At 55.4% G+C, this 23,184-nt stretch carries 18 protein-coding genes; 1 reads left to right on the top strand and 17 read right to left on the bottom strand.

All coding sequences use genetic code 11. The annotated features are described in order from the left end of the window. Positions 1–42: 42 nt before the first annotated feature. The 4 genes from mukB to cmoM are packed head-to-tail and all read right to left on the bottom strand — an operon-like array spanning position 43 to position 7,281. Positions 43–4,491, bottom strand: a complete 4,449-nt coding sequence (mukB, locus tag EXW94_RS17790; RefSeq protein ID WP_174340660.1) for a chromosome partition protein MukB — start codon at positions 4,489–4,491, stop codon at positions 43–45. Continuing rightward, positions 4,491–5,195 carry a chromosome partition protein MukE gene (mukE, locus tag EXW94_RS17785; protein WP_003858208.1) on the bottom strand — a complete coding sequence of 235 codons (705 nt, stop codon included), beginning with the start codon at positions 5,193–5,195 and terminating at the stop codon, positions 4,491–4,493. The genes mukB and mukE overlap by 1 nt, the downstream gene beginning before the upstream one ends. Next, the gene (gene mukF, locus EXW94_RS17780; protein ID WP_010429279.1) at positions 5,176–6,498 is read right to left on the bottom strand and encodes a chromosome partition protein MukF; all 1,323 of its coding nucleotides are present in this window, start codon (positions 6,496–6,498) and stop codon (positions 5,176–5,178) included. Before mukF ends, mukE begins: the two co-directional genes overlap by 20 nt. Before the next feature lie 3 nt (positions 6,499–6,501). After that, complete coding sequence (cmoM, locus tag EXW94_RS17775; protein ID WP_010429276.1) at positions 6,502–7,281, bottom strand: tRNA uridine 5-oxyacetic acid(34) methyltransferase CmoM; 780 nt, start codon at positions 7,279–7,281, stop codon at positions 6,502–6,504. Between the two features lie 124 nt (positions 7,282–7,405). On the opposite strand from cmoM, the gene elyC reads away from it, so the two are divergent. Next, entirely contained in the window at positions 7,406–8,185 is a 780-nt protein-coding gene (gene elyC / locus EXW94_RS17770; RefSeq protein ID WP_010429275.1) for an envelope biogenesis factor ElyC, read from the top strand. Here the strand turns inward: elyC and EXW94_RS17765 are convergent. The 13 genes from EXW94_RS17765 to EXW94_RS17705 all read right to left on the bottom strand — a co-directional run bounded on the left by EXW94_RS17765 (position 8,162) and on the right by EXW94_RS17705 (position 23,089). After that, positions 8,162–9,055, bottom strand: a complete 894-nt coding sequence (locus tag EXW94_RS17765) for a YcbJ family phosphotransferase (protein WP_042713970.1) — start codon at positions 9,053–9,055, stop codon at positions 8,162–8,164. The genes elyC and EXW94_RS17765 overlap by 24 nt on opposite strands. A 141-nt stretch (positions 9,056–9,196) precedes the next feature. Beyond that, positions 9,197–9,943, bottom strand: a complete 747-nt coding sequence (gene kdsB, locus EXW94_RS17760) for a 3-deoxy-manno-octulosonate cytidylyltransferase (RefSeq protein ID WP_174340659.1) — start codon at positions 9,941–9,943, stop codon at positions 9,197–9,199. Continuing rightward, positions 9,940–10,122: a protein YcaR gene (gene ycaR, locus EXW94_RS17755; RefSeq protein ID WP_006174474.1), complete on the bottom strand. Its 183-nt coding sequence runs from the start codon at positions 10,120–10,122 to the stop codon at positions 9,940–9,942. Before ycaR ends, kdsB begins: the two co-directional genes overlap by 4 nt. Before the next feature lie 45 nt (positions 10,123–10,167). Next, on the bottom strand, positions 10,168–11,397 hold the full coding sequence (locus tag EXW94_RS17750) for a winged helix-turn-helix domain-containing protein (protein ID WP_174340658.1): 1,230 nt from the start codon (positions 11,395–11,397) through the stop codon (positions 10,168–10,170). A 44-nt stretch (positions 11,398–11,441) separates the two neighbouring features. Further along, entirely contained in the window at positions 11,442–12,419 is a 978-nt protein-coding gene (lpxK, locus tag EXW94_RS17745) for a tetraacyldisaccharide 4'-kinase (RefSeq protein WP_174340657.1), read from the bottom strand. Beyond that, complete coding sequence (gene msbA, locus EXW94_RS17740) at positions 12,416–14,167, bottom strand: lipid A ABC transporter ATP-binding protein/permease MsbA (protein WP_089598356.1); 1,752 nt, start codon at positions 14,165–14,167, stop codon at positions 12,416–12,418. The genes lpxK and msbA overlap by 4 nt, the downstream gene beginning before the upstream one ends. Positions 14,168–14,203: 36 nt before the next feature. Beyond that, positions 14,204–16,468, bottom strand: a complete 2,265-nt coding sequence (locus EXW94_RS17735; protein WP_174340656.1) for a ComEC family protein — start codon at positions 16,466–16,468, stop codon at positions 14,204–14,206. Positions 16,469–16,681: 213 nt separating this feature from the next. Then, entirely contained in the window at positions 16,682–16,969 is a 288-nt protein-coding gene (ihfB, locus tag EXW94_RS17730; protein WP_003858233.1) for an integration host factor subunit beta, read from the bottom strand. 170 nt (positions 16,970–17,139) lie between these two features. Then, positions 17,140–18,813, bottom strand: a complete 1,674-nt coding sequence (gene rpsA, locus EXW94_RS17725; protein ID WP_010429251.1) for a 30S ribosomal protein S1 — start codon at positions 18,811–18,813, stop codon at positions 17,140–17,142. Between the two features lie 110 nt (positions 18,814–18,923). Then, entirely contained in the window at positions 18,924–19,607 is a 684-nt protein-coding gene (gene cmk, locus EXW94_RS17720; RefSeq protein ID WP_010429248.1) for a (d)CMP kinase, read from the bottom strand. A 185-nt stretch (positions 19,608–19,792) separates the two neighbouring features. Continuing rightward, entirely contained in the window at positions 19,793–21,076 is a 1,284-nt protein-coding gene (gene aroA, locus EXW94_RS17715) for a 3-phosphoshikimate 1-carboxyvinyltransferase (RefSeq protein ID WP_108416008.1), read from the bottom strand. A gap of 69 nt (positions 21,077–21,145) precedes the next feature. Further along, positions 21,146–22,234 carry a 3-phosphoserine/phosphohydroxythreonine transaminase gene (gene serC, locus EXW94_RS17710; protein ID WP_174340655.1) on the bottom strand — a complete coding sequence of 363 codons (1,089 nt, stop codon included), beginning with the start codon at positions 22,232–22,234 and terminating at the stop codon, positions 21,146–21,148. A 162-nt stretch (positions 22,235–22,396) separates the two neighbouring features. Further along, entirely contained in the window at positions 22,397–23,089 is a 693-nt protein-coding gene (locus EXW94_RS17705) for a DUF421 domain-containing protein (protein WP_108416006.1), read from the bottom strand. Positions 23,090–23,184 lie beyond the last annotated feature (95 nt).

Here is a 23,184-nt window from a genome sequence, read left to right as displayed (position 1 = left end):
AAAAAAGCGGCGCTACTGCGCCGCGCTTTGTAACAAAACACCTCAGGAGGCGTCTGCCGTACCCGGTAAGGACTCAGGTGGTTGCGGTGCAAAACCGCGTAACCCGACAACGTGTACGTGTTCGCTGTTCTGGAACACTTTACGTACCAGTTTGTACGTCGTCCCTTTTTCCGGGCTGATGTTCTCCGGTGCCGCGATGATGAGCTGCATATCGAGGCGATCGCAAAGCTCAAACAGCGTGGCGATGGAACGGGCATCAAGACGCGCCGCTTCATCAAGGAACAGCAGACGACATGGCGAGATGTCTTTCCCGCGCAGACGACGCGCTTCATCTTCCCAACTCTGGACAACCATCACCAGAATCGACATACCGGTACCGATAGCCTCACCCGTCGACAGCGCACCAGACTCCGCACGCAGCCAGCCGTCGGAGCCACGGTTAACCTCAACTTCCATCTCCAGATAGTTACGGTAATCCAGCAGCTCTTCACCAATGGTTTGCGGCGTACGCTGGCCCATATCGATCTGCGGGTTCAGGCGCTGATACAGCTTCGCCAGCGCTTCAGAGAAGGTTAGACGGTTGCTATTGAACAGATCCTGGTGCTGTTCGTGTTGTTCAGACAGCACGTCCAGCAGCGTAGAGTGAGCCTCACGCACGTTCACGTTCAGACGTACGCTGTTAACCTGGCCAAACGACACGCTCTGCAGGCCCTGGTTCAGCTGGCGGATACGGTTCTGCTCGCGCTGAATGGTCTTACGGATGATGTTCGCCACGCTGCGGGAGCTGATAGCCAGTTTCTGCTCGCGGGAGGTCAACTCTTCCGTCAGGCGACCCAGCTCGATTTCCATCTGTTCGATGGCTTCGACCGGATCGTCGGTACGGATGATATCCTGACGAATACGTTCGCGCAGGTGCTGATAAACGGCCACGAAGAACTGGATTTTGCGCTCTGGACGCTTCGGATCTTCCGACATGCGCAACACATCACGCAGGTGTTCGTTATCCGCCACAGCCAGACGCAGCGCACCCAACGCTTTATCCGACATGGAACGCAATTCGTCCCCGGAAAGATAGGCCAGCTCGCGACGGTGTAGACGACGCTCAACGTTATTGTCTTTCACCATGCGCATTACCGCGCACCAGCCCGCCTTCGCGGTCACGACCTGCTCGCGCATTTCGTGATAGTCGCGCTCCAGCTTGCGCAGGCGACGCGTCAGGTTGTCCATTTCCGCTTCGCAGAAGGTCAGCGCTTTTTCCAGCTGATTGCGGCGCGCGCGGTTGTTGCTGAGCTGGCTGTGCAGTTCATCGCGACGAATGCGCGCACGTTCTTCCGCACCGCTGTCGGCACGCACGCCAATATCCTGCAGCTCTTTGTGCAGATCGTTCAACAGCTCTTTCTTGGTATCGAAGGAGCTTTTCAGCGAGGCCATGACCTGACTGTACTGGCTCAGCTGTGCGGCATGCGTACGCATGGCTTCACGAGCGCGGGTACGCTCGGCTTCAGCCTGCTCCAGGCGCTGACGCAGTTTTTCATTCAGATCGCTGTTTCCGCTCAGCATTTCTGCTGAATCGGAGTAGCCGAAGTGGGCGCGACGCTGCACCACTTCCGTCAGGGCAAACGCCTGCTGACGCGCTTCGCGCTGCACCTGCTGTGACCAGGCGTAATCTTCTTTTAGCTGCTCGAACTGTTCCGGGTCGCTTTGAAGAACGGAGATGACCGGCTCCAGCTTCGCCAGCTGATTACCGTGCTGCTGCACAAAACGCGCGGCTTCCTGCGCTTCATCCAGACGTTCCTGGATTTCATCTACGCGGTCAGCCAGCGTGTCATCAGCCAGCAGATTCAGGCGCGGCAGGATGCGGTTAAGGGCGGCGACGCCCTCTTTCGCCTGTTCAAACTGGACGCGGCTCTGCTGGTTGTCACTTTCATGATTGGCAATCGCGCGCTCAAGTTCACCACGGCGGGTATTGAGCCTGCGAATCTCTGCTTCCGGATCCGCGTCAAAGGCCACGCCAAGATGGCTACCAATAAAGCGGCTGAATGCCTGGTGCAAACGCTGGGTTTTCTGAACGTCAAACGACAGCGTCGCAAAGCGTTCGGAGAGCGTTTCACGCTCGGCGTGCAGGCTTTCAATACGGTTTTCACGCGCGGCACGGCCAAACAGCGGCAGTTCCGGGAAGCGAGAATAGCGCCACTGGCGGTCAGCGATTTTCACCACCACCGCTTTTTCCAGCTCGTCGACGCTGAATACGCTGTCATCAAACGACTGCGGATCCCCTTCGATCAGGTAGAGATCTTCCGGGCAATCTTCCAGTCCTGCCAGCTGCTCAGAAATCAGCGACAGATCCGGGACAACAATTGCATTACGCGACGGACCATACAGCGCGGAGAAATACGGCGCATCGTCCAGGCCAACATCGTCATAAATTTCGGACAGCAGTACACCGCCGAAACGCTCCGCCAGGGTATTCAGGCGTGCATCTTCCGCACCGCCCGGCTGGCTTAAGCGTTCAATTTCTTCGTCGACTTCACGCTTGCGGGCACCGACTTCATCACGCTCAACAATCGCTTCGCGCTCGCGCTCCAGCAGCTGCTGCAGGTATTCGGTCACTTCCTGACTGGATTCAAACTGCTCGCCGCACTGTTCGCTGAGCTGGCTCAGGCTGCTTTGAGCTGCCAGCCAGACCGGCGCACGCTGCAACAGTTTTTGCGAGCGGGACTGAAGCTGCTCCATCTCCTGGCGCAGCGTCATACGCTGTTCGCTGGCGTTAGAGACACTGTCTGAAAGTGCCGCAATACGCGCTTCAAGCTCCTGATGCAGAGCCTCAAGCTCGTCGAAATCGTAATTTTTCCCCTGACGCTTGCAGAATTCCGCCAGCAGACGCTCGGCTTCCTGCTGCTCGCGCAGACGCTGTCCCAGCTCGTTGAGACGCATGCGCAGCGGCTGAACCTGCTCGGCCAGATGGCGCTGGTTCACCCCGTCACGCAGCAGTTCACGGGCGACGTCCCAGGCTTCATTACGCGCCAGCGGGCCGTTAATCGCCACCACCAGCTGGTAAGCCTGCTCAAACTGGCTGTGCGCCGTTTGCGCGACGCTCATTTTCTGATCGAGAGACAGGAGTTTCTCAGTGGCTTCCTGCTCTTTTGCCTGGAAGGTATCCAGCCATTCGTCGGCGCTTTCGGGCGTCAGGTCAGGCAGATGACACAGCTCTTTGGCACGCTGTAACGCCTGCAGGGCCTGAGTGTACTGAATAGCACGCGTCTGCTGCACGTCCAGCGCCTGCTGGTAATCGGCAAGCTGGCTTTTCAGCTCATCCACTTCAAGCTCGGCGGCTTCGGCGCGGGCTTCGTTCTCTTCCTGCATGTCGGCGGCTTCAGCCACCACTTCGTTTTGCTCTTCGAGACGAATTTGCAGCTCATCGAGGTCCGCTTCATAGCGCTCGATTTTTTCCTGCTGACGCAGCGCGGTCTGCACCAGGTTGAGGTGATCGCTGGCGGCCTGATAATCCGCTTCCAGGTCACCTTCGGCACCGTTGTGCTCACCCAGCTCGCGCGCCATTTCGACGTGCTTATACTGCTCGGCCACCAGCTGCTTACGCGAGGTAAACAGCTCGCGGCGGTACTCTAATGCCTGATCGAGATGAATGCGGCGCTCGTTGGCGTGACGCATATAGTCTGCGGCCACATAGTTGGTGGCTTCGCTGATAAGGTGTTTAAACAGGTCGCGGTCAGACTGGGTCACGCGAATGGCTTCCAGCGTCATGCGGTTTTCACGCAGCGCGGCTTCCATATCCTGGAAGGCTTTACGCACGCCGCTGTTTTCCGGCAGCAGGTAGTCGCGCAGGGAGCGGGTAATAGCGCTGGAGATACCGCCGTACAGGGACGCTTCGATCAGACGGTAGTATTTGCTACGGTCTGATGCCGTGCGCAGACGACGCGCCACCACGCCCAGATCGAACATCAGGGAATGGTAGTCGGTAATGGAGTTGAACTGCTTGAACTGCACGCCCTCGATAGCTTCGAGCTTGTCTTTCAGCTCCTGCAGCGTCAGCACGCGCGCCTGACGTTCGTTCAGGGTTTCCGTCAGCAGCGCCGTCGGCTGCACGGATGTTGGCAGCCCCTGGATGGCGAACGGTTTGATATCCACTTTACGGTCGCGACCGGCGACCTGCTGCAGGCGAACGCCCACTACGACGCGCTGGTGACGGGAGTTAATGACGTCCAGCACCGAATAACAGACACCGGCCTTCAGCTTACCGTGCAGACCCTTATCACGAGAGCCGCTTGTCGCGCCCGCTTCGGTGGTGTTACGGAAGTGCAGCAGCGTCAGATCGGGGATCAGCGCCGTCACAAATGCCGCCATGGTGGTGGATTTACCCGCACCGTTACCGCCGGAGAGCGTCGTAACCAGCTCATCCAAATCGAAGGTTCGGGCAAAGAAACCGTTCCAGTTAATCAGCGTTAGTGAGCGAAATTTACCGCGTTCAATCATTACTCTTCCTCCCCGCTATCCGGCTGATTCTCTTCATGCTCATCATTGAGCTGCAAATGGTTTTCCACCGGCATCGCTTCACCGTCGCGGATCATGCGCAGCTGCGCTTCACGGGCGTCGTCACCCGCGCGCACGTCGGCGCCAAAGCGGAAGACGGATTCCGTAATGCGGAATTTGCTGCTGTCATGGCCCATAAACCAGACCATGCCCAAACGACGCAGACGGTTCAGGGAAGAGCGAACTTTTTCCTGTAATTTCTGACGGTCAAGATCGGAACCTGTCGAACGGTTGTTCACCAGCTTCAGCAGTTTGCTTTCATCTGCCAGCGACAGCAGTTCGTCGTAGAGTTCCTGCTGAGTGAAAATCCCTTCGTTCGCCAGACGTTCCGGGCTGAGGTAGAGGTAGCAGAGGATTTTGCCGACCATCATATCCAGCTCGGAGAGCACGGAACGCGGAATCAGCGTGGTTGAGCGCGGGCGCAGGTAGAAAAACCCTTCCGGCGCGCGAATCAGCTCCACGTTGTAGCGCGCGTAGAACTCTTCCAGGTATTCCTGGAAATCCATCAAAAAAGCGTGATTATCCAGCTCGTCAAGACCAATGTGACGACCGGCACGCAGCTGGCTGTCCAGCGCCGGAAATAACGGATTCGCCAGCGCCTGTGCCAGCTTCACTGGCATCACTTGTTCAATATTTGTCAATGACATGCGCCTGTACCTTGGCTCCGTAATCGTTGATCGGCTGCCACTTCGGCGGCAGTCCGGTGAAATCTGCTTGCGCGACGCCCAGGCGTACCGCCTGATCTACCACGATGCGGGCAACGTCAAAGTGCCGCGCGCGAGGATATTGCGCCAGATAGTCGCGCACCACGAGACCAAGATCCAGCGGTGCTTGTCTGGTTTTGTAGACAGCGAGCTGTTCTTCGATCATCGCCGCAAGTTGTTCGCGAATTTCGTTAAATTCTTCGTATTCCAGATCCGGTGGCAATTCACCGGTAACCTCTTCATCACGCAGCGCCATCTCTTCGTCGCGCATATCCAGCAGACGGTCGGCATTCGCGTAGGTCAGCGCCCACGGGGCATCGAAATAGGTTTGTACCGACTGACGCAGACGCTGAGCGAAGACGCGGTTTTTATCCATGTCGATCGCGGTACGGATAAATTTATGCACGTGTCGGTCGTAGCCGATCCACAGGTCGATCGACTGCTGGCCCCAGCTAATAATACGATCGAGTTTGCTTTGCAGATCGAAGACAAGACGGTCGACAAAGTGGAGGTCGTCGTGCGCCATGGTCGCATCCTGGATGCGGAGCAGATTGGCCTGCAGCTTGTCGCCTGCGGCTTCCAGCGTATCCTGCAGTTCACGCAGCGTACCGGAGGTTTCTGACAATAAAAGTTCACAGCTGGAGATGGCTGCACGCCAGTCTTTATTCAGCAATTGAGCGATATCGTCTTTCACCTGCTGCTGCTGTTCATCCATCAGACGCTGGGTCAGATCGATGCTGTCGAAAATCTCTGCCACCGAGTACTTCAGCGGCGCGTAGACGTTACGGTGCCAGTGAAATTCGTCACCGTTTTCATCTGCCGCGTCGGCGGCGCGCTTAAGCTCGCCCGCCACGATCGAGAGCTGCATGGAGAGACGCAGCGTCGAAAACTCGCGCTGGCGAATGTAGTAATCGGTAATGCCGATCCCCAGAGGCGTCAGACGATAAATGGCGTTTCCTTCCGCCTGCTCGCTGGTAAAGCGGTTCAGCAGACGTTGACGCACCATATCGTTGATTGCGTTGTTGGCACGCACGCTAATGGTTTCGCTGGTTTGCTCAAACGCATCACTGACATGGCGGAACGCATCCACCAGTTCACCCTCGCTCATTTCACCATCCAGCCGTTCGCCGTTCAGCGTGGCAACCGCCAGCAGGAAGGAGAGTCTGTCTACCGGCAGCGTGATGGAGAAATCGTTTTTCCTGGCCCAGGCAACCAGTTCGGGGACTGTCTGGGAAAATTCACTCATAGATTATCCTTGCTTCTGCGGCTTGCGCGCGGTGACGTGTATATAGCGGCCAAGGCTCAGATAAGGCTCCTGGCGGCAATACCGCGTTTCTATTTCTGTTAAGGCGTCTAAACAGTCATGCTGTTTTTGTTTATCACGCAGATAATCATGAAACACCCTCACGCCTGTTTTACCGGTGATCTCCCAACCGATCTCCTCCAGCCAGCCATAGACCTGCTGCGGTTCACGTGGGAAATCCGGCGATAGCGTGCGCCGTTTCTTTTTATACATACCCTGCTGCACGTAGCCAAAATTGCCCACCAGCACGTTTCGCATCAGCAGACCGTTTGCATTGTAGAACATCAGCGATAACGCACCGCCCGGACGCAACATCGACCACAGCGTTTTTAACATGGCTTGCGGTTCGGCGACCCATTCGAGCACAGCATGAAACAATATCAGATCAACCTGCGTTTCCAAATGCTGGGGAATGTCCTGAGCGGCGCAATGTATAAAATGCATGTTGTCGCTCACACCTTTCTCTTCTGCCGCGCGTTCGGCGCGAGTAACCATCTCAGCAGAAAGATCGCAAAGCGTGACGTGGTGCCCCCGCTGCGCCATCAGAATTGCAGTCTGACCTTCCCCGCCACCGGCATCGAGCACGCGCAACCGCCGGTCACCCAATTCCGCCAACAGCTTGTCCAGATCCTGCCAGAGGATCGTCTGACGAAGCTGACCTTTGGTGGTGCCATAAATGTTGCGCGAAAACTTTTCCGCGATGTCATCAAAATTGCGATCCCGCATTGGGAAGGTTCCACTCGCTAACTGCAAAACCGCTATTTTGTCACACCCGCGCGGAGAATGAACCACTCTGGTGTAATATCACGGGTAATCGCCTGCTGTATGGTTAAAAAAGGAACCAAAAAGGATGCTTTTTACCCTAAAAAAATACATCGGAGGCATGATGCTTCCCCTTCCCCTGCTGCTGCTTCTCATCGCGCTGGGGCTGGCACTGGTGTGGTTCAGTCGCTTTCAGAAAAGTGGCAAAACGCTTATCACCCTCGGCTGGCTGATGATGCTGCTGCTGAGCCTGCAGCCGGTCGCGGATGGTCTGTTACGCCCCATCGAAAATAAGTACCCGACCTGGCAGGGAAATCAGAAAGTGGAGTACATCGTGGTATTGGGTGGCGGGTATACCTGGGATCCGAACTGGGCACCCAGCTCTAATCTGATCAACAACAGCCTGCCGCGCCTGAACGAAGGTATCCGCCTGTGGCTTGCTAATCCGGGTTCGAAAATGATCTTCACCGGAGCCGCCGCCAAAACAAACCCGGTGAGTACGGCGGAGGCTGGCGCACGCGTCGCTGAATCATTGGGCGTGCCGCGTTCATCTATCATCACCCTGGACAGCCCAAAAGACACCGAAGAGGAAGCCGCCGCGGTGAAGCAGGCCATCGGCGACGTGCCGTTCCTGCTCGTGACATCGGCGTCGCATTTACCGAGAGCGATGATTTTCTTCGAGAAACAGGGATTACACCCCCTACCCGCACCGGCTAACCAGATAGCGATCAACGCGCCGCTTAACCCGTGGGAACGAGCAATCCCGTCCCCGGTCTGGTTGATGCACAGCGATCGTGTCGGTTACGAGACGCTTGGACGCCTCTGGCAATGGCTGAAAGGCGCGTCAGGCGAGCCAGGGCAAGAGTGATTTTGTCGCCAGGTCGAAGTTGGCGCGATTGAACCGTCCGGTATTCACCAGTTGCGCCACTTCATCCCAGAGCAAATAGAGCCAGCGCCGCCAGAGAAACGCCTCCGCGACAGGTGCTCGTTGCAGATAATGCCAGAGCAAACCTTCCGCAGAGGCGCTGTCGCATAGTCTGAACAGTTCGTACTCGCGCGGTGCCCAGAGCATAATGCCCGGCCCAACCATCGCCAACAGCTGGTCGCTGCGGGGATCTTTCAGCATGCTGCGCAGGGTAAAATTGCCGTGTATCAGCACGCAGTTGTCATTAAAGCCGTCAAACAGCGCAGGCAAGCACTCGCGGGTACGAAACAGAATGCGTTTGTCCTGCATGGTTAAACCGGTGTTGTTGAACTGGTTAAGCGTTCCCCACAGCACTTCCACCCGCTGACGATACCAGAGCGGCCACAGGTTCTCCTGAGTGCTGTCGACGGGACCGACGAGCCCGCGGCTATCCTGCCGGTGCCAGGCCAGCAACGCCTCGACGATCTGATCTTTCAGCTGTTCCCAGCGGTCCGGCGTGCGCGCCGGGGCTTCAACAGAGACGCCACGCAGGCGCTCAATAAGCAGGACATCCGGGCCGGGGTGTTCCTCATGCGTCATGACACCGTAAACCGTCGGCATTCGCACCGTACCTTCCCTTGCCAGCATCGATATTTTCCATGCCAGCTGTCTGGCGACGCCGGGTGAGGTAAAGCTTCTGGCCATGAGAGGCATTGGGTTTCCATGACTGTCATACAGCGCCCAAAGTGCGGTATCCGCCTTTTCATTCACACACTCGACCCGGCTCAACGTCTCGCCAAGCAGATGGCTCAGTTCGGCACGCAGCTGTTCCATATGAGATTACCCCCATTAAGGCTACTGCTTTTATAATGAGCGCGAGAGCAAAGGATGTCACCCGGAAGAGATCAATTATGGGTAAGAAAGGAAAAATTGTGGGGTGAGAACATCCCCCCGAAAGGAGGGATGGAGGCAAAATTAATGCAGTTCGGCGCGAACGCGCTCAAGATCCTCCGGCGTATCAACGCCCGTTCCGGGAACTTCCTTGGCAACGGCTACGTGGATTTTTTCGCCATACCAGAGCACGCGGAGCTGCTCCAGCATTTCAATATGCTCCAGCGGGCTTGGTGCCCAGTTGACATAGCGGCGAATGAAGCCCGCACGATAGCCGTAGATCCCAATGTGGCGCAGGAATGAATCACCGATGGTCTCTTTCGATACCGCAAAGCGATCGCGATCCCAGGGGATCGTCGCGCGTGAGAAATAGAGCGCATAGCCCTCGGCATCCATAACCACTTTAACCGCATTCGGGTTAAATGCTTCTTCAGCATTTTGAATGGGTACCGCGAGGGTGGCCATGCCAACCTGTCGCTGCGCCAGATTTTCCGCTACCTGGCGAATAATAACCGCCGGGATCATCGGCTCGTCGCCCTGCACGTTGACGATGACCGTATCATCGCTGAAACCGCATTTCTCAACCACTTCCGCCAGACGCTCAGTGCCGGACTGGTGATCGGCGCGAGTCATGCACACTTCACCACCCGCCGCTTCAACCGCTTGCGCCACGTCCGGGTGATCGGTTGCCACGATGACGCGGTCTGCACCCGATTCACGCGCACGCTCCAGGACATGCACAATCATTGGCTTGCCGTTGATATCAACCAGAGGTTTACCCGGCAGACGCGTTGATGCATAGCGCGCCGGAATAATGACAACGAAACTCATGGCTTGCTCTCTTCTGCCACCAGGGAACGGGCTTCATTTTCCAGCAGGACCGGAATACCGTCCCGCAGCGGGAAAGCCAGACTGTCCAGCTTGCATATCAACTCTTGTTTATCCTGGCTGTAGTAGAGTTTGCCGTTGCACACCGGGCAGGCAATAATTTCAAGTAAACGGTGATCCATAGTTCCTCCGTATGGGTAATCGCTAAAGCTTAACACATTCCCTTTTCAGGGAGTGTCTGTTTCCCAACCACTTCGGCAGGTCGTAAACAGCCCGTCCGGCATACGACCCAGCGTCACGCTGTTCGCCCCTTGCCAGCGCGCAAATTCGCTAATGGCGGATGATAATCCTTTCTCCAGGGTAGCCGTCGCCTTAACCCCGTCTTCAAGATACAGCGCGATGATTTCAAGCGTCCCGGTTTTGCGGTGCATTTTGGCATCCATGCGTCCCACCAGTTGCCCTTTATGCAGCAGAGGCAAAACGAAGTAGCCGTACTGGCGTTTTGGCGCGGGGGTGTAACACTCCAGCCGGTAGCTGAAATTGAACAGCTGCTCGGCCCGTTTTCTGTCCCAGATGACCGGGTCGAAAGGTGACAGTACCGCGCTGTGTGTGGCCTTGAGCTTACCTTCCAGCGCCTGTGGTAAAAGCGGGAGTAAATCGGCATGCAGCCACATCTCGCCCAGCGTTTCGACAGCGACAGGTATGACGCGCTGCTCGCGCTGCCACACATCCAGCAACGGTTTAAGCGCGGGCTGACGGAGTCGGTAGTAGTCTGCCAGCCATTGCGGACGAAAAATTCCCAGACTGCGGGCGCTGTTCTCCAGCATGATGGCTTCGGCCGCTTCCTGCGTAAGCAGGTCACGCTCGTCGTCCCAGTGCGGCATCACGCGGTGCGTCAGGTCGTATACGCGCTGAAAGTTACGTCGTTCCACAACCATCACTTTACCGGATGTAAACAACCCCTCCAGATGACGTTTATGCGGTTTCCACTCCCACCATCCGCTCGCCCCTTTTCGCGGATGCTCAAAATCAGACGAACGCACTGGACCGTTTTCCTGAATATGCGCGATAAGCTGCTCAATTTCAGCGGCGTGTTCATGCATCCACTCCTGACGATATTTCCAGCCCATCTTATCCGGAGAGAGCATGCGGTGACGAATCAGTGCGAAATCACTGCGGGGCAGGAAACAGGCTTCATGTGCCCAGTATTCCATTAGCTCACCCTGGCTAAGCGCATTGTCCAGCCACTGCGGCTGATAATTGCCCAGGCGGCTGAAGAGCACCAGATAAGGGCTTCGCGCCACGATGTTGATGGTATCGATTTGCAGCAACGACATGCGCTGTACGGTGGAGAGAATGTCAGAGGGTTGTGCGCGACGGCGAGGCTTTTTAAGCAGCCCTTGGGCAGCAAGGTGTAAATGACGTGCGGCTGAAAGCGAGAGTTGCGGTAAAGACATGCGTTTTCCTGTCAGTCAAAGCGCCACCAGAACCGCGTAAGCGTTTATCGCACCAACGCAATCAGTTCCTTGAGCAAGTGTTCCGGCTGCTCGCCGCTGAGTTCAGCGTCAACCGGCAGATACCACCAGTTTTCTTTCGCAAAGGCACGGCATTTCACCGCATCTTTTTCGGTCATGATCAGCGACTGCCCGGGTACGGTCAGGGCGTCTACCTGGCCTTCCACCAACGCCTGGTGGTCCGCCAGCGGAACGCATTTTTCCAGCCGGGCACCACACTGCTCCAGCGTCGCGAAGAAGCGCGGAGGGTGGCCAATACCCGCCATCGCCACCAGCGCAGGCAGCTGTTCAACCGCCTTACGCTCGCCCGTTAACAGGTTAACCGCCATGCCAGGCTGAAGATGCATAGGGATTTCCCCTGGCTTAGCCTGGCCACCGTTAACAATGACCGCATCAACGGACTGAAGACGCGACGCGCGTTCACGCATCGGGCCGGCAGGCAGCCACCAGCCGTTGCCAAAACGGCGCACGCCGTCGATAACCACAATCTCTTTATCACGCGCCAGCGCGTAATGCTGAAGGCCATCGTCGGTGATAATGATGTCCACCGCGTGCCCGGCAAGCAGTGCCTGAACGGCGTCGCTGCGCACGGGTGAGACCGCAACCGGCACACCTGTCCGCTGATAGATCAGGACCGGTTCATCACCCGCTTCGGCCGTTGTTGTATCAGCCGTAAGCAGAAGCGGATAGTGCGTCGCTTTACCACCGTAGCCGCGCGATACAACCCCTGGGCGAATACCGCGTTTTTGCAACTGCTCCACCAGCCAGATCACCACCGGCGTTTTGCCGTTCCCACCAGCGGTCAGGTTACCGACCACCACAACCGGAACCGGTGCGCGCCAGGCGCGCTTCAGCCCCAGGCGGTACATCAGACGAATGGCACCGCTCACCAGGCCATAGAGCCAGGAGAGCGGCAGAAGCAGTCGCCACAGCGGTGATTCACCGGACCAGATGCGTGCAATCATTGTTGACCGAACTGCATCTTATGAAGCTGAGCGTAGACGCCACGGTGGGCGAGCAGATCGGCATGGCTGCCCCGCTCGACAATCACGCCGTCCTCTACCACCACGATTTCATCAGCCTGTTCGATGGTCGAGAGACGGTGCGCAATCACCAGAGAGGTGCGGTTCTTCTGCAGTTCGTCCAGCGCTGACTGGATAGCGCGTTCAGATTCAGTATCCAGCGCGGACGTCGCTTCATCCAGAATCAGGATTGGGCTGTCGCGCAGCAGCGCACGCGCAATGGCGATACGCTGACGCTGACCACCGGAAAGGAGCACGCCGTTTTCACCAATGATGGTATCCAGACCGTTATCCATCTTGTTAATGAAGTCCATCGCATACGCCATGCGTGCGGCATTCTCGATCTGCTCGCGGCTGTACTCTTCAGTACGCGCATAGGCGATGTTGTTGGCAACCGTGTCGTTGAACAGATGCACGTTCTGAGAAACCAGTGCAACCTGGTTACGCAGCGACTGCAGGGTATACTCCCGCAGGTCATGACCATCTAACAGGATTTCGCCTTCATCAATGTCGTAGAAGCGCGTAATCAGGCTGGCAATGGTTGATTTACCCGAGCCGGAACGGCCCACCAGCGCAACGGTTTTACCTGCTGGAATCGTCAGGTTGATATTACGCAGTGCTGCCACTTCACGGCCTGGATAGGTAAAGGTCACATTGCGGAATTCAACGTCTCCGTTTGCACGCTCAATCACGCGCGTACCTTCATCTTTTTCCTGCTCGGAATCGAGAATGCTGAACAACGTCTGGCATGCTGCCATCCCGCGCTGGAACTGCGCGTTCACGTTGGTCAGGGATTTCAGCGGACGCATCAGCGCAATCATGGAGGAGAACACTACGGTGATGGTCCCTGCAGTCAGGGTCTCCATTACACTCGGGAAGCTCGCCGCATACAGAACAAATGCCAGTGCCAGTGAGGCAATCAGCTGAATGATAGGATCGGAGATAGAGGAGGCCGACACCATTTTCATTCCCTGCAGGCGCATTTTATTGCTGACCTTATCAAAGCGCTTGGTTTCGACTTCCTGACCACCAAAGATCAACACTTCTTTGTGGCCTTTCAGCATCTGTTCAGCGCTGGTCGTGACCTGCCCCATCGTATTCTGCATATTCTTACTGATATTGCGGAAACGCTTTGAGACGACGCGGATAGCAATGGAGACAACCGGGGCCAGCACGATCAGGATGAGCGACAGCTGCCAGCTGTAATAGAACATCATGATAAACAGGCCGATGATCGATGCGCCTTCACGGACCACGGTAATCAGCGCGCTGGAGGACGATGATGCCACCTGCTCTGAATCGTAGGTAATACGTGACAGCAGCGTGCCCGTAGACTGTTTATCAAAGAATGAGACCGGCATGCCCATCATGTGACCGAAGAGTCGGCGACGCATGGACATTACCACTTTTCCTGATACCCAGGAGATACAGTAGCTGGAGATATAGCTGGAAATACCGCGTAAGATCATCAGCCCAATAACCACCAGCGGCATCCATAGCAGCACTGAGCGATCCGTTTTACCAAAACCGTCATCCAGTAACGGTTTGAGGAGCGATAGCATAAAAGTATCGCTGGCTGCGTTGAGGATTAACGCTACGCCCGCCACGATCAAGCCTGCTTTGAAAGGGGCAATCATCGGCCAGAGTCGGCGGAACGTTTGCCACGTGGAGAGATCTTTGTCGTTATGCATTCAAAAAACCAGCATTTGTTGAAATAGCCGCATATTCTACCCGTTATCTACGGGCGCGCCAAACCACTGATGATACCAACGCGGTAAATTGTGTTCACGCAAGCGTCGGATCTGCCTGTTATGTTGCGAAAATGTCACCGATATTTGTCCAGAATGAGGGGTGTCTAGCCAGGTATATCCCTCTTTCCCGTAGCGCCGCACCACTTTCGCGGATGGAAAATGCCACGCGTTATAGCGGGCTGCAGAGGCCAGCGCTATTTCCCCTTCGGCACGCTGCACCAACGGCATAGAAGACGAGGTGTTGCTGCCGTGGTGAGGTACCTGAATGAGTGTAGACGCAAGATGGCGCCAGCGGTGGCTCAGCATTGCCATTTCGGCCTGTGCTTCAATATCCCCGGTCAGCAGGATGCTCTGCTCACCGTCGTCGATCTTAACCACGCAGGAGCGGTTGTTACCTTTGGCGTGCCCTTCTTCAGGCGGCCAGTGAACGCTGAACGTTAGCCCCTGCCACTGCCATCGCTGCCCTCGAAAACAAGGAAGATGTCCATCCTGGTGCAGCGGACTCCTCACCCACATTTCGGGCCAGGCTTTTTGCAGCGATGCCAGTCCTCCCGCGTGGTCGAGATGCTCATGACTCAGGATCACCCCTTCTGGCTTCAGATGATGCCAGCGTAACCATGGAATGATCAACTGCTGCCCGCTATCGCCCCCCGGCCAGGCCAGCCCGGTATCGTATAAAATAGACCTCCCCTGACGTTCAATTACCATTGCCAGCCCCTGCCCGACATCCAGCATGTGCAGCGTCCAGCTGTCAGTTTTATCCGTTCGCCACAAAGGAAGTGCGAGCATAATACTTGCTGTCAGACATACAGCCGGTAGAACTTTCCAGCTTCTAAAACGCCAGCCGATAATGGCAAGCCAGGGTTGCAGCGTCAGGTATTGCCAACGTTCATCGACATCCTGCCAGCCGTCCGGCAAACGAGTCAGCAACCCGAATAACCCTGCCAGAGACTTATCGGCCGCATACCAGACAGCGTTCTCCAGTAACGCCAGCGGAAAAAGATGGAGCAGCATACCGAGAAGGATCAGGGGCACGGAAATAAACGTGACCAGCGGAACAGCAAACAGATTCGCGAGGAATGAAGACAGGCTGAAACCATGAAATATCAGCACCTGCAGTGGAAGCAGCAGGCACAGCATCCCTGTTTGCAGATGTATGAGATTTGCCAGAGGTTTTATTCGGCGGATCCAGAGCCCGTTCGGAAGCGGTAGCCACTGGTACCAAAAAATTAATGCCGCAACCGCAAACGCCGACAGCGCAAAGCTTTGCGACAGAACAGCAACAGGGTCAAAAATCAGAATCGCCGCCACGCAGGCTAACCAGATCTGCCAGGGAGACCATTGACGGCCGCTAATCCGCAGCGCAGCCACCACCATGAGAGAGACCACCGTGCGCATTGCGGGCGGCTGCATCCCCGTTAACCATGCATAAAAAGCCGCAAAGCACAGACCTGCAAGCATGGGAAACTGCCAATGGATAGCGTGGCTCGGCAGGAAATATTGCAACCCTCTTGCCAGTAACCAGACGATGGACGCAGCCAGCGCGATGTGCAGACCCGAAATTGCCATCAAGTGTATTGTCCCTGTCTCGCGCATGAGATTTTTTATCTCACGCGGTACATTCAGGCGCTCCCCCATCCCCAGCCCAAGGATCACCAGCCCCCACTGGTATGCTGTGAGTGCGTTTTGCAGTGAGCCCAGATACCGTGAACGCAGACTACAGCGTGCGTCAACAGCCTCAGCATGCGTAAAACGCCCGCTCAGCGTTTGATGTCGGGCAAAAGCATTTTTCTGCGAATCGTAGCCACCGTCGTTTAATTCACCATGTACCGCTCTAAGACGCAGCACCATGGCCCAGCGTTGACCGGCACACACCTTTTGGGGCAGGTAATTGCCATACAGCGTCACCCCAGTAACGCCCCACCAGCGTTTTCCGTTGAGGCTGACAATGTTTCCCTGATGCATTGTTGCGCCGTCGGTTGCTGTAATTACCACCTCCGCTTGCTGCGGCCCTGTCGTGAGATGATTCAAGGGCCAAACGCTCTCCTGCGCCGCTAATACGCCCCAGCAAAAAAAGAGCAACCCGATGCCTGAGAACGTTAGCCATCGTCTTTGCTGCGCGGCTAACGCGATCCCTGCGGCAATCATCATCCAGACGCTCTCTGGCTCCGGTAAAACAGGTAACCAATAGAGCGGAATAATGGCCAGAATGGCGCAAGCACTGACAATGTGAATCCCCATTTATACCTCCCTGTTTCGGGCAGTATGCCGTGAGAATAGCGTGTCGTCAGACAGGAAAAAGGGGCGTTACGGCGGGCGCTGCAACGTTTTTAGCGGTTTGCAGAAAAGCCAGAATGGAAATGCGTGACGCATTCAGAAATGCAGACGAGAGGCACAAAAAAAGCACCCGCAGGTGCTTTCTTTTAAACCCAGCTTAGCCATTATGGCTAAAACTCAGTTGCCGTAAATATTGGCGCGATCGCGCAGTTCTTTACCCGGCTTAAAGTGCGGAACGTACTTGCCTTCCAGCTCAACTTTATCGCCAGTCTTCGGGTTACGCCCGGTACGTGGAGCACGATAGTGCAGAGAAAAACTACCGAAACCGCGGATTTCAATGCGCTCGCCCTGGGCAAGAGTGGTGGCCATATGCTCCAGCATCTCTTTAACAGCATCTTCCACAGCCTTTGCTGGGATGTGCGGTTGCTGACTGGCAAGTCTTTCAATCAATTCTGACTTGGTCATGATTCCTCCGGTTCCTTTCAAACCAATTAGCTGAACAGCTCATTAAACAAGGGCGGCCGTAGCCGCCCTTTGTTATTGATTACAGGACGAATCCTGCAATCTGTCAAGTCTGCTCCTCATCCTTCTCGCTGTAAATGCGTTACAGCTCAAATGATGCTGAGAACTTGATATTACTCGCCTTTAGCTGCTTTGAAAGCTTCAGCCATTGCGTTGTTAGAGAAGTTTGCATCTTCCTGTTTGTTAACAGTTGCGATTGCATCTTTCTCATCAGCTTCGTCTTTAGCACGAACAGACAGGCTGATTGCGCGGTTCTTACGGTCAACACCGGTGAACTTAGCTTCAACGTCGTCGCCAACGCTCAGAACCAGAGTGGCATCTTCAACGCGGTCACGTGAAGCTTCGGAAGCGCGCAGGTAACCTTCAACGCCGTCAGCCAGTTCTACGGTTGCGCCTTTAGCGTCAACTGCAGTCACTTTACCGTTTACGATTGCGCCTTTCTTGTTCAGTGCAACCCAGTTGTTGAACGGATCTTCTGCGAGCTGTTTAACGCCCAGGGAGATACGCTCACGCTCTGCGTCAACCTGCAGAACAACTGCAGCGATTTCGTCGCCTTTTTTGTATTCACGTACTGCTTCTTCGCCTGCAACGTTCCAGGAGATGTCAGACAGGTGAACCAGGCCATCGATGCCGCCGTCCAGGCCGATGAAGATACCGAAGTCAGTGATAGACTTGATTTTACCTTCAACACGGTCGCCCTTGTTGTGGGTTTCCGCGAACTGCTGCCATGGGTTGTTTTTGCACTGTTTCAGGCCCAGGGAGATACGACGACGTTCTTCGTCGATATCCAGAACCATCACTTCCACTACATCACCAACGTTAACAACTTTGGATGGGTGGATGTTTTTGTTGGTCCAGTCCATTTCGGAAACGTGCACCAGGCCTTCAACGCCTTCTTCGATTTCAACGAAGCAGCCGTAGTCAGTCAGGTTGGTAACGCGACCAGTCAGTTTAGTACCTTCTGGGTAACGCTTAGCGATAGCTACCCATGGATCTTCGCCCAGCTGTTTCAGGCCGAGGGATACACGAGTACGTTCGCGGTCGAACTTCAGCACTTTAACAGTGATTTCGTCGCCAACGTTCACGATTTCGCTTGGGTGCTTAACGCGTTTCCACGCCATGTCGGTGATGTGCAGCAGGCCATCAACGCCGCCCAGGTCAACGAATGCGCCGTAGTCAGTGAGGTTCTTAACGATACCTTTGACTTCCATGCCTTCCTGCAGGTTTTCCAGCAGCTGATCGCGTTCTGCGCTGTTTTCGGATTCGATAACGGCACGACGGGATACAACAACGTTGTTACGCTTCTGGTCCAGCTTGATTACTTTGAACTCAAGCTCTTTGCCTTCGAGGTGCAGGGTGTCACGGACTGGACGAACGTCTACCAGTGAACCTGGCAGGAACGCACGAATACCATTCAGCTCAACAGTGAAGCCGCCTTTAACTTTGCCGTTGATAACACCGACCACAGTTTCAGCTTCTTCGTAAGCTTTTTCCAGCGTGATCCAAGCTTCGTGACGCTTAGCTTTCTCACGGGACAGCAGGGTTTCACCGAAGCCGTCTTCCACTGCATCCAGAGCAACGTCAACTTCGTCACCAACCTGGATTTCCAGCTCGCCCTGGGCGTTTTTGAACTGCTCTGCCGGAATGGCGGACTCAGATTTCAGACCGGCGTCAACCAGTACTACGTCTTTGTCGATAGCAACAACAACACCACGAACGATGGAACCCGGACGGGTTTCGATTGTTTTTAAGGATTCTTCAAATAGTTGAGCAAAAGATTCAGTCATGTTTAATCTTCAGGTTAAGATAACGTCCACCTGGCTCCGTGCCGGATGGGGTTGTTTCACATACCCGCCGTCAATCCATTGCAGCGGGGGTACTGCTAAATCGGTCGCGATTACGCGAGTGCCAATTTCTGGCGCGCATATTGTAGCGCTTTTTCAATCACTTGCTCAATAGTTAAACTGGTTGAATCCAGAACTAATGCATCTTCTGCAGGAACAAGTGGGGCGACGGCGCGGTTACGATCGCGGTCATCGCGCTCTTTTATCTCGGATAAAAGGCGATCAAAGTTAACACTAAACCCCTTTTCCTGCAACTGAAGCATGCGGCGTTGAGCACGTTCTTCCGAAGAGGCATCGAGGAAAATTTTCACAGGCGCATCAGGGAATACCACGGTTCCCATATCGCGTCCGTCAGCGATCAGACCTGGGGCTTCACGGAAACCACGCTGGCGGCGCAGCAAGGCTTCGCGAACGCGCGGGAAGGCCGCGACCTGGGAGGCCGCGTTAGCGACTTCCTGAGTACGAATTTCCCCGCTGACGTCCTCTCCTTCCAGGATCACTTCAAGGTTGCCATCAGTCGAAACAAAACGCACATCCAGATGTGCAGCCAGCGGTACCAGCGCTTCTTCAGAGGCGACATCCACATGGTGATGCAGCGCAGCCAGAGCCAGCACGCGATAGATTGCTCCCGAATCTAAAAGATGCCATTGCAATGCTTCTGCCATCGCTTTGCACAGAGTACCTTTCCCTGCGCCACTAGGCCCATCAATGGTGATTACCGGGGCAAGTGCCGTCATCTTTTTCTCCTTAAATAAGGCATACCGTTTACATGAACGCCGCGCATTATACGCGCCAACGTGCGCAACTGTTACCTTTGCGTGCAAATTACAGAATGATAGAAGCAGAGTGTAGAAGAAATGAGCGGGAGTGTTCGTCAGGAAGCGTAAGGAAATGCCGCATCGGATGATGCGGCATGAAGGTATCAGGCCAGCGTGCTAATGCGCGCCAGCTGCTCGAAGTAGTCCGGGAAGGTTTTCGCCGTACATTTCGGATCAAGAATGGTCACGGGCGTGTCGGACAGCGCCACCAGCGAGAAGCACATCGCCATACGGTGATCGTTATAGGTGCCGATTTCCGCAACCTGCAGTTTTGCCGGCGGAGTCACGCGAATGTAGTCTTCGCCCTCTTCCACCTCTGCGCCGACCTTACGCAGCTCGGTCGCCATCGCGAACAGGCGGTCCGTCTCTTTTACGCGCCAGTTGTAGATATTACGCAGCGTGGTAGTGCCTTTGGCAAACAGCGCCGCCGTGGCGATGGTCATCGCCGCATCCGGGATATGGTTCATGTCCATGTCGATGGCGTTCAACTCACCGTGGGTACAGGAGATAAAGTCATCGCCCCAGGTCACAACCGCGCCCATTTTTTCCAGCACGTCCGCAAAACGGATATCGCCCTGCACGCTGTTACGGCCAATACCGGTCACTTTTACCGTGCCGCCTTTAATCGCACCCGCGGCCAGGAAGTAGGACGCGGATGACGCATCCCCTTCAACCAGGTAGCTGCCCGGAGACTGATACTGCTGCGCCCCGCGCACCACGAAGCGCTGATAAGACTGGTTTTCCACCTCAACGCCGAAGGTTTTCATCAGGTGCAGCGTGATATCAATGTACGGTTTAGAAACCAGATCGCCTTTAATCGCGATCGCCGTATCCTGCGGTGCCAGCGGCGCGGTCATCAGCAGTGCCGTCAGGAACTGGCTGGAAACACTGCCGTCCACCTCGACGTTACCGCCGGTAAAACCACCGCGCAGACGCAGTGGTGGATAGTTTTCCTGCTCCAGATAGTCAATCTGCGCGCCGCCCTGGCGTAAGGCATCGACCAGATGGCCAATCGGACGCTCTTTCATACGCGGTTCGCCGGTCAGCACAATATTGTTGCTGCCCAGACACAGGGCTGCCGCCAGCGGACGCATCGCGGTACCCGCGTTACCCAGAAACAGCTCAAGCTCTTCAGCGGAACGTAATGCGCCGCCGTTGCCGGTGACTTCACAACGGGTACGATCGTCAGAGAGAGTGTAATGAACGCCCAACGCTTTCAGTGCATTGAGCATATGGCGCACGTCATCGCTGTCCAGCAGGTTTGTGAGGACGGTGGTGCCGTTTGCCAGAGCTGCCAGCAGCAGAGCGCGGTTCGAGACACTTTTTGAACCAGGCAGATTGATGGTGCCATCTACCCGCGCGATAGGTTGTAACGTCAGGGATTCCATGAAAACTAAACTCTCAACTCAACATAATAAAAACCCCGCAGGGATGCTGCGGGGGTGAAAAACAGCAAATTAACCGTGACGACGTTCGAAGTCGATCATGAAATCGGTCAGCGCTTTAACGCCTTCCAGCGGCATCGCGTTATAGATGGAGGCACGCATGCCGCCCACCACACGGTGGCCTTTCAGCGCGTGCAGACCCGCAGAGAAGGACTCATCCAGGAACACTTTGTCCAGGTTGCTATCCGCCAGCTGGAACGGCACATTCATGCGGGAACGGTTAGCTTTCGCCACATCGTTGCGGTAGAAATCGCTCTTGTCGATCACGCCATACAGCAGTTCAGCCTTCTGCTGGTTAACCTTATCCATCTGCGCCACGCCGCCGTTTTGCTTCAGCCATTTGAAGACCAGCCCGGAGAGATACCAGGCAAACGTTGGTGGCGTGTTGAACATAGAATCGTTATCGTTCAACACGGTGTAATCGAGAATCGACGGGCAGGATTTGTGTGCTTTGCCCAGCAGGTCTTCACGCACAATCACAATTGTCAGCCCAGCAGGGCCGATATTTTTCTGTGCGCCAGCGTAGATCACACCGTAACGGCTAACGTCCAGCGGCGTGGAAAGAATGGTCGAAGAGAAGTCCGCGGTAACAACCACGTTTTCACCAAAGTTTGGCTCTTCATGGATGGCGATACCGTCGATGGTTTCATTCGGACAGTAGTGGAGATAGGCTGCGTTATCAGAAACGTGCCACTCGCTCATCGGCTTAACGCCGCGCAGGCCGTCAACGGTCACTTTGGCGTCGATGACATTCGGTGTGCAGTACTTATGCGCTTCTTTGACAGCGCTGGCCGCCCAGTAGCCCGCGTCCACATAATCAGCGGTAGTTTTGTCTCCCAGCAGGTTGAGCGGGATACCGGCAAACTGACCGCGCCCACCGCCGTGGCAGAACAATACTTTGTAGTTCGAGGGAATGTTCAGCAGATCGCGAAAATCCTTTTCTGCCTCTTCCGCCACCTGAATAAACTCTTTACCACGGTGGCTAACTTCCATCACCGACGTACCCAGACCGTTCCAGTCACACAGCTCCTGTTGAGCCTGTTTAAGCACGTCTGCCGGTAACATTGCCGGACCTGAACTGAAATTAAAGACTTGAGCCATTTCCCCTCACCACGCTAAAAGCCATAAGTTATAACTGTGGATATCGGTTTTATCATTCAGTGACACGCGCCGCAATGTCTAAAACTTATGACCCATGAAATGTGCCCCGCGTCACACAAAACAATCTGCCGCCTCGCTAAGACAAAACCGACAAAATGGCTGTCAGGTGATACGTTTGGCCCGGCTAACCTTCGTCCATTCCGGATTTGCACAGCGGGGGCACAATTGACGATCTCCCGGCTGCATCGCGACAACATGGCTACATCTTACGCAAGCATACTCGCCTGATTCAGGAACCGTTCTGAAACGCTCGATCAGCATATCCGGCAGGATACACAGTCCCGGCTTCACCTCGTCGTCAGAATAGTAATAGACGCTGATCTGCCCGTTGGTTTCCATGATCGCCAGCCGCACCTGCCCGAGCTGTTCAACGCTGTTCAGGCGTAGCTCCATAAAGAACTCAAACTCGGTCATATTGGCGCTTTTTACATTTTCCCAGGCCAGCTGTCCGTCCTCGACGATAACGACCGGCTTCCCTTCAAGCAGATCTTCCAGCTTTTCGCTTTTCGACATCAGCCACATGACAAGACGGTAAAGTAGCGCCAGTGAGACAAAAACGATAAACACCGGCACCATCGGCACATCGTCATAAAAGGCGACGTCCCCCGCCGCTGACCCCAGCGTCAGGATGATCAACACTTCAAAGAGCGACATCTGCCGCACGCCGCGACGGCCGGTGATTTTAAGAAACAGGAAGACAAGCACGAAGGTATACAGGCTGCGCAGCGCCACTTCGCCCAGAAATTCAGGAGGAACTTTATCAAACGCCATCCGCTGGAGATCAAATGCTTTCATTTTTCTATGCCTTAACAGTCAGTTACTGCCACTAAGCATAGCCCAGCCTTTTATTTTCGCCGAAGATAGCACCCGTCACGCAAAACCCGTATCAT

The sequence above is a fragment of the Enterobacter sp. JMULE2 genome, from assembly GCF_013337145.1.
Lineage (GTDB): Bacteria > Pseudomonadota > Gammaproteobacteria > Enterobacterales > Enterobacteriaceae > Enterobacter > Enterobacter mori.
Note: the sequence above shows the minus strand (reverse complement) of the source record. Positions and strands in the feature narration are given on the sequence as shown.